At 51.1% G+C, this 14,469-nt stretch carries 13 protein-coding genes; 7 read left to right on the plus strand and 6 right to left on the minus strand.

Going from position 1 to position 14,469, the window contains the following annotated elements; translation table 11 throughout:
- The first annotated feature begins 141 nt into the window (after positions 1–141).
- The 6 genes from AC1MEK_RS28435 to AC1MEK_RS28460 all read left to right on the plus strand — a co-directional run bounded on the left by AC1MEK_RS28435 (position 142) and on the right by AC1MEK_RS28460 (position 8,396).
- Positions 142–2,550, plus strand: coding sequence for a glycosyltransferase family protein (locus AC1MEK_RS28435; protein WP_480399584.1), 2,409 nt, complete (start codon positions 142–144; stop codon positions 2,548–2,550).
- A gap of 128 nt (positions 2,551–2,678) precedes the next feature.
- The gene (locus AC1MEK_RS28440) at positions 2,679–3,629 is read left to right on the plus strand and encodes a glycosyltransferase (RefSeq protein WP_480399585.1); all 951 of its coding nucleotides are present in this window, start codon (positions 2,679–2,681) and stop codon (positions 3,627–3,629) included.
- A complete protein-coding gene (locus tag AC1MEK_RS28445) occupies positions 3,629–4,771 on the plus strand; it encodes a glycosyltransferase family 4 protein (protein WP_480399586.1) in 1,143 nt (380 codons plus the stop codon). Before AC1MEK_RS28440 ends, AC1MEK_RS28445 begins: the two co-directional genes overlap by 1 nt.
- Positions 4,772–4,987: 216 nt before the next feature.
- Complete coding sequence (locus tag AC1MEK_RS28450) at positions 4,988–6,241, plus strand: MBOAT family O-acyltransferase (protein ID WP_480399587.1); 1,254 nt, start codon at positions 4,988–4,990, stop codon at positions 6,239–6,241.
- A complete protein-coding gene (locus tag AC1MEK_RS28455; RefSeq protein ID WP_480399588.1) occupies positions 6,216–7,454 on the plus strand; it encodes a hypothetical protein in 1,239 nt (412 codons plus the stop codon). The genes AC1MEK_RS28450 and AC1MEK_RS28455 overlap by 26 nt, the downstream gene beginning before the upstream one ends.
- A 30-nt stretch (positions 7,455–7,484) precedes the next feature.
- A complete protein-coding gene (locus tag AC1MEK_RS28460) occupies positions 7,485–8,396 on the plus strand; it encodes a glycosyltransferase (protein ID WP_480399589.1) in 912 nt (303 codons plus the stop codon).
- A 78-nt stretch (positions 8,397–8,474) separates the two neighbouring features.
- Here AC1MEK_RS28460 and rfbC read toward each other — a convergent pair whose 3' ends face one another.
- Positions 8,475–9,020 carry a dTDP-4-dehydrorhamnose 3,5-epimerase gene (rfbC, locus tag AC1MEK_RS28465; protein WP_480399590.1) on the minus strand — a complete coding sequence of 182 codons (546 nt, stop codon included), beginning with the start codon at positions 9,018–9,020 and terminating at the stop codon, positions 8,475–8,477.
- Between the two features lie 68 nt (positions 9,021–9,088).
- Positions 9,089–9,262, minus strand: coding sequence for a hypothetical protein (locus AC1MEK_RS28470; protein ID WP_480399591.1), 174 nt, complete (start codon positions 9,260–9,262; stop codon positions 9,089–9,091).
- 100 nt (positions 9,263–9,362) lie between these two features.
- On the opposite strand from AC1MEK_RS28470, the gene AC1MEK_RS28475 reads away from it, so the two are divergent.
- On the plus strand, positions 9,363–10,313 hold the full coding sequence (locus AC1MEK_RS28475; protein WP_480399592.1) for a glycosyltransferase family 2 protein: 951 nt from the start codon (positions 9,363–9,365) through the stop codon (positions 10,311–10,313).
- Between the two features lie 26 nt (positions 10,314–10,339).
- On the opposite strand, the gene AC1MEK_RS28480 is transcribed toward AC1MEK_RS28475, so the two are convergent.
- From AC1MEK_RS28480 to rfbB, 4 genes are read right to left on the minus strand one after another with little or no spacing between them, the layout of a single operon-like run.
- On the minus strand, positions 10,340–11,251 hold the full coding sequence (locus AC1MEK_RS28480) for a glycosyltransferase family 2 protein (protein WP_480399593.1): 912 nt from the start codon (positions 11,249–11,251) through the stop codon (positions 10,340–10,342).
- Positions 11,252–11,286: 35 nt separating this feature from the next.
- On the minus strand, positions 11,287–12,177 hold the full coding sequence (gene rfbA, locus AC1MEK_RS28485) for a glucose-1-phosphate thymidylyltransferase RfbA (RefSeq protein WP_480399594.1): 891 nt from the start codon (positions 12,175–12,177) through the stop codon (positions 11,287–11,289).
- Positions 12,174–13,079: a dTDP-4-dehydrorhamnose reductase gene (gene rfbD, locus AC1MEK_RS28490; RefSeq protein WP_480399595.1), complete on the minus strand. Its 906-nt coding sequence runs from the start codon at positions 13,077–13,079 to the stop codon at positions 12,174–12,176. The genes rfbA and rfbD overlap by 4 nt, the downstream gene beginning before the upstream one ends.
- Complete coding sequence (gene rfbB / locus AC1MEK_RS28495; RefSeq protein ID WP_480399596.1) at positions 13,076–14,152, minus strand: dTDP-glucose 4,6-dehydratase; 1,077 nt, start codon at positions 14,150–14,152, stop codon at positions 13,076–13,078. Before rfbB ends, rfbD begins: the two co-directional genes overlap by 4 nt.
- Positions 14,153–14,469 lie beyond the last annotated feature (317 nt).

Genomic DNA, 14,469 nt, shown 5'->3' on the forward strand with positions numbered 1-14,469 from the left:
CCCCTTCGAGTCAGAGTAATCGGTGATCGTCCTCTGGTACTATGGCGTCGATCGCAAACGACCTCTCGCGACCAATGAAGAAGCATAGCCACGAATCTAATAGAAATGAAGACAGACACTGAAGGCAGGAATAATACAAGGATGGATAACCTTCTCAATGAGAGGCCGCTGGTCTTAGGTTGGTGCGTATCATCCCTATCTCTCAATGTGGCAAGCGTGAGGTACCGCGCGCTATTGCCAATCAATGCACTGGAGGCAGCGGGCCATACATGCCACATATTTACTAGTTCCACACCTATCGACCTTCAGCTTCTAGATGCACTAATCGTTGTTAAAGATTTCAGCATTGAAACGTATCGACTTGTTCAACAAGCAAAGTCATCAGGAATTCCGGTAATATTCGATCTATGCGACAACATATTCGTTAAAGGATACGGTAAAAACTCCACAAACATTCCCAGCGAAATATTGTTGGCCATGTCATCACTTCTCGACGGAGTTGTCGTAACGACTAGCCCATTGGCCGAAGTTGTTGGAAGCAAAGCTCCCAACGTCAATATAAAAGTTATTCCGGATGGGGTCATAAATGACGACTGCCAAATCAAACTGGAAAAACGTCTAGCGATCGCTCTTGAAAGAGTGAAGTTGATACCACGCAACCCGCTTAACGCCAAGATAAAGCAAATCAGGCATATAGTTCGGGTATACAGCAGCGCCTCATCAATCGGCTTAGCAAAAAAACTTGCGGGCAAAATAATAAGACTCCTTAAAAAGTCTGCAACCAAAGCTTCTCGACTGTTTACATTGGGATTTTGGCAGCGACGTGCAATCAAGTTACGTAGTATTATTTCATCAACAGCACCAAATAATGCTCGACATAGTCAACCGGCGCCTCTCATCCTTGCCACTAATCCAGAGGATGATCAGCCGACAACCAGCGCCGCTAAGTTGCTTTGGTTTGGAAACCATGGAGCTGAGTATGCCGACTTCGGCATACTAGATTTATTAATAATAAAAGACGCTTTGGAGACAATTGCCAATAGCTTTGAAGTTGAACTAGTAATCGTTAGCAACAATCGCCAAAAGTATCAAAAATTCATACAACCTCTTGCAATCACCTCACGATATGTGGAGTGGTCACCTTCATCTCTTGAGCAAGAGATGCGAAGAGCCACAATGGTATTAATTCCGAATTCGCTGGATCCTTTTAGCATTTGCAAATCAGCCAATCGATCTGTACATGCCTTAATTCATAACTTACCAGTGGTAGCAACTAACACTCCAAGCTTGGCTCCCCTTCTAACTAGCTTATCGGTTGACAACTTTGCTGACGGCATTAGACGTTATCTTTTATCACCACAAGATGCTGCTGAAGACGTGATCACAGGTAAATCCTTGGCTACGACGCATTTTGGCCCTGAGGTCATCTGCCGCGAATGGCTAAGCTTCATAAATACGACAGTATGCAAATCAAGTGTCGAAAAGAAAATTTCTCCTACAATAATAGTCGTCCTAAATCTGATCCAAGATTTTGAACTCGCACTTCCAATTATAGCTGAAGCACAGCGACGCAATCTTCACATAGAAGTATGGGGGAGCTCTGCACTCTTCAAGAAGCACCCACATCTTATTACCACTTTTAAAGAAATTAACATTTCTCCGGTCGTCATCCTCGAAAGTGAAGCGTATCGCGCACCTGCATTTAAGACCGACACGCAAGCACTGCTCACGGTCACTGAAACGAACCTGGCTCCTCATTCAATCACTCGTACCTTGACTGAGCGCGCTAATAAGGCAGGCTTGATAACAGCGACCTTACAACATGGCTTTGACAACGTTGGATTAACCTACAGCGACGACATTCACCACATTCGCAAAGTAAACTTTGCTTCGCAAAGAATTTATATATGGGGACCTACTGATACGCTGCACCCTCAAGTACGCGCCAGTACAGTATCCAAGTGCATTTCCGTGGGATGCACAAAGTTAGTCGCTAACGACATGGTCAATCTGGATCATTTGATCCCCTCGGCGGCGACTGTTATCGGCATTTTTGAAAATCTCCATTGGCACCGTTACAGCGAAGAATACCGAAGTTTTTTCATTCAAGGCGTCAAAAAACTCGCTAAAAATTTTCCGGATCTCGTATTCTTGATCAAACCACATAATGCTGGTCTCTGGTTGACAAAGCGCTATCAGGGTGAAAAGCCGATGGCGCCAAATTTGATGATCGTGGATCCCGATAATGCTGCTTGGCGGAAGTTTACAACAGACCAATTGCTCAGCAGACTCTCTGCAGTGATTACGTCACCGTCGACGGTCGCACTTGATGCTGCACGCAAGGGTCTTAGCGTTGCAGTAGTCGCCCATGACCTCGAGCTAGACCGGTACGCCCCCCTCTCCATTATCCGAGAATCTGACGATTGGTCGGATTTCGTCAATCTAGTGGGGGCAGGCTCTGGATTTCACGAACAATCGCTTAGCTTTGTCAGACGCAACGTGGTAGATGGGTCTGCTGCTTCTAATATTTTGAACAATTTGATTACGTAACTGCAGACGTCAGAGTAGTAACTTAGTTGGCAACATGTAGAGCGGACTAAGCCTGACGCTATAAAGGCGCATCGCCCGCCTCACCATACGGTACGATACGCTAAGATACTTGCTAGAGGAGAAATGGAATGTCCAATAACGAAATCATCCGGGTCTACGTAGGCGTTGATCGGTCCCAACTGTTGGCTGTTCCCGTGCTGGAGTATTCCATTAAACGCCATACGACGGCCCGCGTTGAAGTAATCCCGATGCTGGATTTGCCGGTACCTGTCCCCGCAGACCCTCGGAACGGCCAACGAACAGGTTTTTCTTTCAGTCGATTCTGCATCCCCAAACTTAATGGCTATAAGGGAAAAGCTATTTACATGGATGCCGATATGCTGGTACTTCGCGATATTAGAGAACTATGGAACCTTCCTTTTGATGGTGCAAAAATCATCATCCAACAGGAGGTAAAACATAGTACCGATGCCACCCAGAAGATCGGGGCGCCCAAAACTCGCAAAAAGCAATGCGCAGTCATGCTTTTGGATTGCGAAAACTTAGACTGGGATATCGATGAGATCGTCAGAGGCCTGGACGAAGGGCAATACAACTACGACCAACTCATGTTTGAACTTTGCATACTCAACGAAGAGCATGTCAAATATGGAGTACCTTTTGAATGGAATAGTTTGGAGCACTGGGACTCCGAAACAAGGCTAATTCATTACACTGATGTTTACACCCAGCCCTGGTCAGCGTGTGGTAACAAATTCGCTTGGTTATGGTTTGAAGAAGTTCGCCGTATGCTTTCAGACAAAACCCTCAAAGAATCAGCCATTAAGGAAGAAATCGATCTGGGGTATTTCCGTCCCTCACTGATCAGAGACATTAAGTATCGCCACATAGTTCCTAAGTTTCTTCATAGGCTGTGGGACGCAAAAAACTCCGCGTCCGATAAATTAGCTGGCTACATCCCCCACAAAGCAGTCTACGAAGCCAAGCGCGAGCGGCAACGCGTGATTAAAGAGTACGAATCAAACTTGGGTAGCCAATCGACAACGAAGTCTTCGCCTGCAGGGGAGAAGCAAAACTAATGCTCCCTAATCTGAGATCTCTGTTCAAAAAAAAATCAAAACTCGAGACTTGTGGCTTCGATATCTACAACTCGAACAACTCAAACGCGCGAAACATCTTGATTTTTACAGAGCACGTCAATGCGACTTACTACATATGCTTTGACATCCCCCTTAAAGAACTCCATAAAAAAGGCGAAGTAAATTTCGCAGTTGCATCACAAAATGTCGTTAAGAAAGCTGGCTACGGCTGCTGGAAGCGTTGGCATTCAACTTTTCGCCCTGACGTGGTAATTATGACTCGTTACGGCGTGCCATTTGGAAAAGACATACTATCTTATTTCAAGCAGCAGGAAATTCCGGTAATTTATCACATTGATGATAACTTGCTGGAAATCCCTGAATCGTTAGGTGCTGAAATTCAGAAAGTCCAAGGGGCGGAGCAAGTCATAGATGAACGCGCCTATATGCTCAAAAACGCGAGTCTTATTTATACCTCTACTCAACATTTAGCAAATCACCTGAAAAGGCTATTCCCCCACCAAGATGTATATTGCGGGATGCATACTCCCTATATGGGATTGCACATGGACACGCCAGTCATTGCAGCAGGCAAACGTCGCACATTCGGCTACATGGGGTCTAAAGGACACAGTCAGGACTTGAGACTAGCTGTTCCAGCTATTGCGAGACTGCTTGACGAAAACCCTGATCTACATTTTGAAGTATTCGGCACTATACAAATGCCTGCCGATCTGTTGCGGTTTGGAAATCGCGTGCGTAGCCATAGAGTCAATCAATCATACACTGGTTTTTTGAAAACCCTTACTGAACTGAACTGGGAACTCGGCATAGCTCCCCTCGCAAATGAACCATTCAATTTATGCAAATCGGCGACGAAATTTGTCGAATACACAGCGGCGGGCATACCTGTAATCGCTTCCGACATCTCTGTTTACAATTTAGTCATTCCTAACGGCGGAGGCATTCTCGTCAAAGAAAATTGGTACGACGCTATAAATAATCTGTTAGCAGACAAAGCCCTTAGATCCGAAACACTTAAAACCGCACAACATTTTTGTGAAGTTAATTTTTCAGAGGCAAGACTGCAGCAGCAGGTGCAGAATGTCGTAGCCAAGGTATTAAAACAGACACACCTATAACCATATTCGCTATATTCTCATCGATCGCCTGGGAAATTGCATGACGGACACACAAGGATTAAGATACGTATGCTTTTCAACTCTCTAGAATATGTGGCCCTATTGTCTGCAACTCTAGCGTGCTACTGGTTGTGCCCATGGCTAAGGGGCAGGCAATGGGTTGTACTGATCTCCAGTCTCTACTTTTATTTCAGCTGGAGCAAGGCATTTGGACTAATGCTGACCTGTATCATCGCAATAAACTGGTTGATCGCCTCACGCATCGCTTCGACCCGCGGCCGAACATGGATTATCGCCGCCTGCGTGTTGAACCTCTTGTTGCTGTGTTACTTTAAATACATGAACTTTTTCCTGGAAAACATCCAGGCAATAGGGCAACTGTATGACCCAAATTATGAAATTGGCTTACTGAAAATTATTCTGCCTCTAGGCATTTCGTTCTACGTGTTCGAACTGATTTCATATCACGTTGATATCTATACTGGTAAGTTTCAGCATGAGCGGGACCCTGTCGTCTTCGCGATCTTTGTGTTGTTCTTCCCTCACCTAATCGCCGGCCCCATTTGTCGGGCCGCGCAATTCATGCCGCAGATCAAAATCAGGCAGGTGCTCGACCTCTCTCTTATTTACAACGGCCTGTACTACTTCGTTGCGGGTTTGGCACTCAAGTGTGGGATCGCGGATGGCCTGGCTCCCTTTATTAATGTGATATTCAAAGATCCGGCACACTATTCTGGGCTAGACAACCTGATGTCGGTCATCGGATTCGGTGTGCAGATTCTTTGCGACTTTTGGGGCTATTCTCTAATGGCCCTAGGCGCAGCCCTGCTTTTTGGCTACGTGCTGCCGTATAACTTCAACGCCCCCTATTCTTCTTTGTCGATCAGGGATTTCTGGCGTCGTTGGCACATCACGCTGAGCAGTTGGTTACGAGACTACCTATATATCGCATTGGGAGGTTCAAGAACGGCTGCGGAATGGAGAACGCTTCGCAACCTTTTCCTTACCATGCTGCTCGGCGGACTGTGGCACGGTGCCAGCTGGAATTTTATCATCTGGGGCGCCATTCACGGCGCGGCACTGGCTGTACAGCGCCTTTTCGACAAGCTATCTTCGCAGAATGCTGTCAAGAAGCTCTTCGCACTACCCGGCGTTTCCTGGTTATTGACAATGACGGTAGTATTTTCTGCTTGGATTTTTTTCCGTGCATCAGACACGCATTCAGCCTTTATCACCATCAGTACAATTCTTACTGTCGCGTCAGGTTGGGGCCAGACCCGAATCGCGCCGGTTTTCTATGAGCTATTACTGATCTACCTGCCACTACAGTGGCTGGTACACCGGACCACGTACCACTTCGATATCACAAACCTGAGGGCCGCCTATTGTGCGATGACGTTCATGGTACTGGCTGTGTTCTCTTACATCTATTATGTAGACGGCAATGACTTCATATATTTTCAATTCTAAGAGCGACAAGCTTACCCGTCGGAAGCTAGTAAAACTCTACGCCTTGACGTTGGGCTTGATCGGCGTAGGCTTTCTGGGTGCTGAAATGGCAGTTCGAAACCATTTCAACAAGGAAGAAAGTTATAACGAATCCGTACCTGAACTCATGGCTCAATTGCCAGACTTGGCAATTTCTGATCGCGAGCTGGGTAACCAGATGATCGCCCAGAACGTTGCGCTATTCAGCCACTATCCAACACCGAACGAGGTTGTTGCGGGCTATGTGGGGACCTCTCGCAGCAAAATTCTTCAACCTAGCCATCTCGGGATTGAGGGCAGGGTTGTGGGAGCCGGAAACAGCTACAACGAAATATCCTACGGTCTGGTCTTGCAGGCGGAAATTCTTCGCTTGCGCTTCCCCAACCTGAAAACTATGTACGTAGAGACGTCACTGTTACTCAGAAGACCTGGGCGCTTCATCGTAGAAGCGGATCACTTGAAGTATCTCCCCCTGTTGCTGTCACTGGAACCTCTGTGCGCCGAAAAAGACGACACCCCTGGATGTGCTGACGTCTTTGCCGGTGCCGAGAAACGATTGACTCAGAAGAAAACGAGCTGGAAGCCAGTAATGATGCAATACCGCAGCCATCTGCGGTTCTCATCGTTGATTTCCGACTCAGACAAGGTAGTACAAGCAAAGAACGATCCCTTCTTGAAAACGCTTAACTCGCGAGGAGAGCGAGCAGATACGCTTCCATTTACGACACCCGCGAACCGATTGCTTCCGGAAATCAAAAATGACCACATCAAGGTCCAGCGCTTACGCGATATTCCAGCCAACGCGCCGTGGGACGGACTTTTCGATGTTTTTGCAAAATGGGGTCAGGCCCACGGCATCCAAGTCGTGTTCTATCAGCCCCCCGTACGCTCTGATCTCTACAACTTTCAGAAGCAGTTCGGACTCGCCGAACACGTACGGGATCTGAAGCGCATTTCAGAAAAGTACAGTATTCCGTTCATCGACCTGGATACACCCGAGACTGGCCTCATGCAGGATTGGTCGCTGTTCAGTGATGAGGACCACCTGGGCACCTGCAAAGGCAGTACGCTGATGATGCTCGCGCTGGAGCAAGGCACCGCCGAGGTCAAGAACGGCAATGTGCTGGAACCCGTGATCCGGCGTGCGACACTGGATCAAAAACTGGAGGCCTCCGGTGTCTGCAACCAGAACTGATGCCTCGGAATGACCGTTATGGAAGAGACAATGCCAGATACATCCAATCACCAGGATCCGGTTCGCATCTTCGTGGCGGCCACGCCCGCCGAATGGCTGCCGATGAAGGTTCTGGAATTCTCGATTCGCGAGCAGACCGAACTGCCGGTGGAGTTATCGGCCATCTATACCCACTCGCGCACTATCCCTGTTCCCAAAGACCCGGCAAACCGGGCACGAACGCCATTTTCCTTCCAGCGTTTCCTGATTCCTGAACTCTGCGGCTTCCGAGGCAAGGCGATCTATATGGACGCCGATATGCAGGTGTTCCAAGACATCAATGGTCTCTGGAATAGTCCGTTCAACGGCAGCGACTTGCAGACCGTGGGCAGCGCCGCGGGGGAACGGCGTTCGCAGTTCAGCGTTGTGCTGCTCGACTGCGCTCAACTGCACTGGAAAATCGAGGACATCGTGGGCCAACTGGACAGCGGTGCTCTCAACTATCAGACGCTCATGTTTGACATGAAAGTTGCTCGATCCGTCTCCTATTCCCTTCCCGAGAAATGGAACTCACTTGAGCACTTCGAGCGCGATCACACGTGCCTGCTGCATTACACCGACATGAATACCCAGCCTTGGGTTTCGTTACAGAATCCAAACGGGCATCTCTGGATCGCTTGCCTCGGGCGAGCGCTTGAACGAGGCTTCATTACCAAAGAGCAACTGAAGCGTGAGGTTGAGCAGGGTCATGTCCGCCCCTCTCTCATCAGCCAACTTTCCAGCACCTCATTGGAGAACTGGAAACCAACGCTCACTGAAATCTGGCAAGACGTACGCTTCTCACCCCCGTTCTACGCAATCACCGCGTCAAGTAAAGGCACGCTGCGCAATGGGCTATCCAAAATTTCGAGAGCCCTGCAACTACTCAAACTGGCCGTTGGCAGACAGCCTATGAGTCATTGATGCGCCACCGAATGGCTTAAACGAAAACGGCCCGCATCGATGAGATGCAGGCCGCAAGACGGGTGATTACAGGTCGGATCAGTCGAAGACTTCTGCGTCACGCAAGATCATCCCTAGCGCGTCTTTAGGCGAAAGAATTGGGTCGCGCGAGGCCGGCCAATCGATCCCAAGCTCCTCATCGTTCCACACAATGCACCGCTCGTACGCGGGGGCGTAATAATCGGTGGTCTTATACAAAAACTCTGCCGTTTCAGACAATACGATAAAACCATGGGCGAACCCTGCCGGCACCCAGAGCTGCTTCTTGTTTTCAGCGCTTAAATGAATCCCCACCCATTTTTTGTATGTCGGAGAGCTCTTGCGGATATCGACGGCAACATCAAACACCTCCCCCTGCACGACACGTACAAGCTTTCCCTGTGGTTGTTTGATCTGATAATGGAGGCCGCGAAGTACGTTCTGAGAGGAGACCGAATGGTTATCCTGAACGAAGCTCACTTCATACCCGACCACTTCTTCGAAATGGCGCTGGTTGAAACTTTCAAAAAAAGAACCTCTGGCGTCACCAAAAACTTTCGGTTCAAAAATCACGACTTCTGGAATGGCGGTACGGGTATAGCTCACAACATCACCTCTAATACTGAAATATCACGCACTCTAAGTAGGTAGCGCTTCACGGCTCGCAGGCCTCATCACCATCGCCCACGCTGATGTACTTCTGGCCAGGCAGGCAGCCGTACAAAAAATTGCTGGCTTGCCTGAAACCGATGATTGTCGGGCAGTTTATCACGCTCAGCCTCGACCGGCACCGATACGGCGACGACTTTGACACACCGGTGAAACGGCGCAAAGGTCGTCACTTCCATTTATTCGACGCCTTGATATACTCAGCGCTGTTTTCGAAAAACTTAGCTCTACAGAAGACCGACTGGCAACATAAAAATGACTGAACAGCGAACAGAATGTATGGATGCAACCACTGGAGCTAAAACAGACAATTTCAACGTTGCAATATTGCTGTGCTCTTATAACGGCGAAAAACATCTACTTCAGCAATTAGAGTCCCTCCAACGCCAAACACACAAAAACTGGACACTTTACATCTCTGATGATGGATCGTCAGACAGCACGCTAACGCTGATTAGTGAATTTCAAAAAACTTCGCCCGTAGGCAAAGTTCAGATTTTCGAGGGACCGAGACGCGGTTTTGCCAAGAATTTTATTTCATTACTAACGCGACCTGACATTCAGGCAGACTATTACGCTTTTTGCGATCAGGATGATATTTGGCATGACGACAAGCTTGCTCGAAGCTTGGCTCGCCTCGCCACAGCACCTTCAGACCGTGCCGCCATGTACTGCTCCCGGACTCGCCTGATCAATGAAACAGGAGGCACCCTCGGGCAATCACCTCTTTACAGGATGCCGTTTGGATTTTCAAACTCACTGGTTCAAAGTATCGCTGGCGCAAACACGATGGTTATTAACCAACGAACGCGGGAACTGCTGAATATTGATTACCACAACTTATCAATTGTCGCTCATGACTGGCTGATCTATATGATAGTGACCGGATCGGAGGGTTTTGTACATTATGACCCAACACCAACGCTGGATTATCGTCAGCATGCCCACAACTTGATCGGTAGCCAATCCGGATTCCGATTAAAGATAACAAGATTACAACGTGGGTTCTCTGGGCGTTTCAGAGCCTGGACCGATCAAAACATTAACGTCCTGAGCACGCTTAAAAACAAGCTGTCCGCACAAAACCAGACAAAACTTGATAATTTCATTCGAGCCCGTTCCAGCCCCTTTTTTACCAGACTGCCCCTCATGAAACGCACTGGCATTTACCGCCAAACATTGATCGGCAACATTGGACTGTTTATTGCCATCGTACTCAACAAAATATAACGTCGGTCTTACACACACCTTGACGTTTAATGGCCGGTACCCATTTTCACAATACAGATTACGATGAGCGCAAAACGGTCACGCCATCGGCGTCTCAATTTGAACGACATCAGCGCCAGCCTCAACGTTGCCAGCCGGCCCAAGGAAGGCGCTTGTAGAAAGGTCATTTTCCTTATATTCAGCAGCGACGATATCAAGCGAATCTGGTCGAACCACCACCCATCGGCAATTCGTGCCCACCGGGCCTTCGCAGATGACCTACCCGCATTCACGCCTATCTGATTATTGGCGTGCTGCCTGTAGTCCATGCTCGGCGCAGGATCAATAAACCAGCGGAATCCCTGACTGCGCGCAAATGCATAGCAGAGCCAATCATGGAGCGAAACGTTTTGTACCCTTCCCCACTCACGCAACAAGAACAACTTGAACGACTCGGCAAGCACCGTGTTTAAAACATAAGTACATCCAGGCCCAGCGGCCTCAAACAGATAGTCCCACTTCACCTGAGGCTGAGCTTTGTCGACAAGCATCCGCCTACCATTGGGCCAGAAGGCAATAACATTGCTTGAGTAACCGTCAATGTCATCCGAACGCAGCTTGGCGACAGCGCGTTGCAGCTTGTCGGGGTACCAGATGTCATCCTGGTCGGAAAAAGACACGAAGTCGTAGGTGCTGAAGTCGACATCGCGGATGAGGCGGAAAAAGTTGCGTGCAGCGCCTTTGAAAGGGCCGGCAGGGGGTAACAGAACCACGTTTGCATGACGCAGTGCGTATTCCGCACACAAGGCTTCGGTGCCATCGGTCGAAGGGTCGACGCTGATATAGATGCTCAGGTTAACGCCGGTTTGCGCGAGGATAGAGGCTAGCTGCTCCTCTATCCAGGCCTTGCCGTTGTAGGCCGCCAACAACACGGCAACCTTGGGAAAATCGGATGACATGTTGTCGGTGATCCTGACTGGCGTGCGGGGCTGAATCAGACGTGACCCTGGTCCAGCATTTTCTGCAGATACTGGCCGTAGCTGGTTTTCTTCAGTTTTTCAGCCTGCGAAGCCACCTGTTCTGCAGTGATCCACTTGTTGACGTACGCGATCTCTTCCAGGCACGCCACCTTCCAACCCTGACGCTGCTCGATGGTGTGTACGAACTGGCTGGCTTCGAGCAGCGATTCGTGGGTTCCGCTGTCCAGCCAGGCGAAGCCGCGGCCCAGCATCTGAACGGTCAGGTTCTTCTGCTCGAGGTAGACGCGGTTCACATCGGTGATTTCCAGTTCGCCACGGGCCGATGGCTTGATGTTTTTTGCGATCTCGACGACCTGGTTGTCGTAGAAGTACAAACCGGTCACGGCGTAGCTGGACTTCGGTTTGGCGGGCTTTTCTTCGATGCTCAGGGCGCGACCTTGGGCATCGAATTCGACGACGCCGAAACGCTCGGGATCGTTGACGTGGTAGCCGAAAACGGTGGCGCCTTCAGTCTGGTTGCACGCCGCGCGCAGGTTATCGGAGAAGTGCTGACCATAGAAAATGTTGTCGCCCAGGATCAGACAGCAAGGGTCGTTGCCAATGAACTCTTCACCAATGATGAACGCCTGCGCCAGGCCATCCGGGCTTGGTTGTTCGGCGTAGCTCAGTTGGATGCCGTACTGGCTTCCATCGCCTAGCAACTTGCGGAATGCCGGCAGGTCGTCCGGGGTGGAGATGATCAGGATTTCGCGCATGCCGGCGAGCATCAATACCGACAGCGGGTAGAAAATCATCGGCTTGTCGTAGATCGGCAGCATTTGCTTGGAGACGCCGAGTGTCAGCGGGTGCAGACGCGTCCCGGAACCGCCAGCCAGAATGATTCCCTTGCGATTGGTCGTGTTCACTTGTTCAGAGCTTCCATAAGCATTCGGGTTACACCACTTTGCCAATCCGGCAAGTGTACAGCGAAGGCGCGACGCAGCTTTTGCGTCGCAAGGCGAGAGTTCAGCGGGCGGCTGGCAGGTGTCGGGTAGTCGGTGGTGGGGATCGGGTTAATCGTTTCCACGGCCAACGCCTCGCCTTTCGCCTTCGCGAACTCGATGACGTAGCTGGCATAGGCATGCCAGGAGGTTTCGCCGGCGGGTGCCAGGTGGTAGATCCCGCACTTGCGAGGGTCGACCAGCGTTTGCTGCAGGGCAGCGACCGCGACGTCGGCCAGCAGGTCGGCGCCAGTGGGTACGCCGATCTGGTCAGCGATCACGCTCAGGGTCTGGCGATCACGGGCCAGGCGCACCATGGTCTTGGCAAAGTTGTTGCCGCGCGCTGCGTACACCCAGCTGGTGCGGAAGATCAGGTGCTTGCAGCCGGAGGCCACGATCAGCTGCTCGCCTTCCAGCTTGGTGGCGCCGTAATAGTTGACCGGGGCGACCTGATCGGTCTCTTTCCAGGGCTCGGTACCTGTGCCGTCGAACACGTAATCGGTCGAGTAATGGACCAACAGCGCATCGAGGGCCTTGGCCTCTTCGGCCATGACGCCACTGGCCAGTGCATTGACCCGGTGCGCCAGTTCGCGCTCGGTCTCGGCCTTGTCGACGGCCGTGTAGGCCGCAGCGTTAACGATGACGGCTGGCGCGACGGCCCGAATGGCATCGCGCAGGCCGTCCAGGTTCGAGAGGTCGCCTGCCAGCGTGCCGTAGGCGGTGTCGGCAGGATGACGATCGAGGGCAATGACTTCGCCCACTACGCTGAGCGCGCGCTGCAGCTCCCAGCCGACCTGGCCGTTTTTCCCAAGCAGAAGGATTTTCATGCTTTGTCCGCGCGGGCTGCGTAGTTCTTGTCGATCCACTGCTGGTAGCTGCCGCTTTTGACGTGAGCGACCCACTCAGGGTTGTCGAGGTACCACTGCACGGTCTTGCGGATGCCGGATTCGAAGGTCTCTTCTGGCACCCAGCCCAGTTCGCGCTGGATCTTGCTGGCGTCGATGGCGTAGCGCAGGTCATGGCCCGGGCGATCCTGCACGTAGGTCAGTAATTCAACGTGAGGACGGAATTTCGAATCAGGGCGCAGCTCGTCGAGCAACGCACACACCGTGCGCACCACTTCGATGTTCTGTTTCTCGTTGTGGCCGCCGATGTTGTAGGTCTCGCCCACCACGCCTTCAGTCACGACCTTGTACAGCGCCCGGGCGTGGTCCTCGACGAACAGCCAGTCGCGGATCTGGTCGCCCTTGCCGTAGATCGGCAGCGGCTTGCCTTCCAGCGCGTTGAGGATCACCAGCGGGATCAGCTTCTCGGGGAAGTGGAACGGGCCGTAGTTGTTCGAGCAGTTGGTCACCAGCGTCGGCAGGCCGTAGGTGCGGGCCCAGGCGCGAACCAGGTGATCGGAGCTGGCCTTGCTGGCCGAGTACGGCGAGCTTGGCTGGTAGGGCGTGGTTTCGGTGAAGAGGTCTTCCGGGCCTTCGAGGTCGCCATACACTTCGTCGGTGGAAATGTGATGGAAGCGGAAGGCGGCCTTGCGCGAGTCGTCCAGCGACGACCAGTAGCCACGGGCGGCTTCGAGCAGCGCGTAGGTGCCGATGATGTTGGTCTGGATGAACTCCGACGGGCCACTGATGGAGCGGTCGACGTGGGATTCGGCTGCCAGGTGCATCACGGCGTCGGGCTGGTGCTCGCGGAACACGCGGTCGAGCGCTTCGCGGTCGCAGATGTCGACGTGTTCGAACGCGTAGCGCTCGCTTTGCGCGACGCTCTGCAGCGACTCGAGGTTGCCTGCGTAGGTCAGTTTGTCGACGTTGACCACCGCGTCAGCGGTGTTGGAAATGATGTGACGTACTACTGCAGAACCAATGAAACCCGCACCGCCTGTAACTAGAATCTTCACAAGAGTTTTCTACCTTGAAGGGCCTGACGAGGCATTGCTGACACCGTCCGATCCATGAGAACAATGGTCGATCTGTAGCGCCAAATAACGACATTATTTTGCCACCATTTAAGGTGGCAGATCATTTCTGACCGCCAAAACACCGATTTTACATAGAAAGTTTGTGCGCCCGATAAAATAATTACTTCTCCCGACCCAACCCGGGCCCGCGCATTCTCTGGGGTCCACAGGTTGTCGCAACAAAACAAACGATCGTTTTAATTATTCTTCGCCATCTTCGCCCCGCTCACGGGATCAATTCTTGCTTGGCTGGTCCA

This window comes from Pseudomonas sp. 2 (assembly GCF_056627435.1).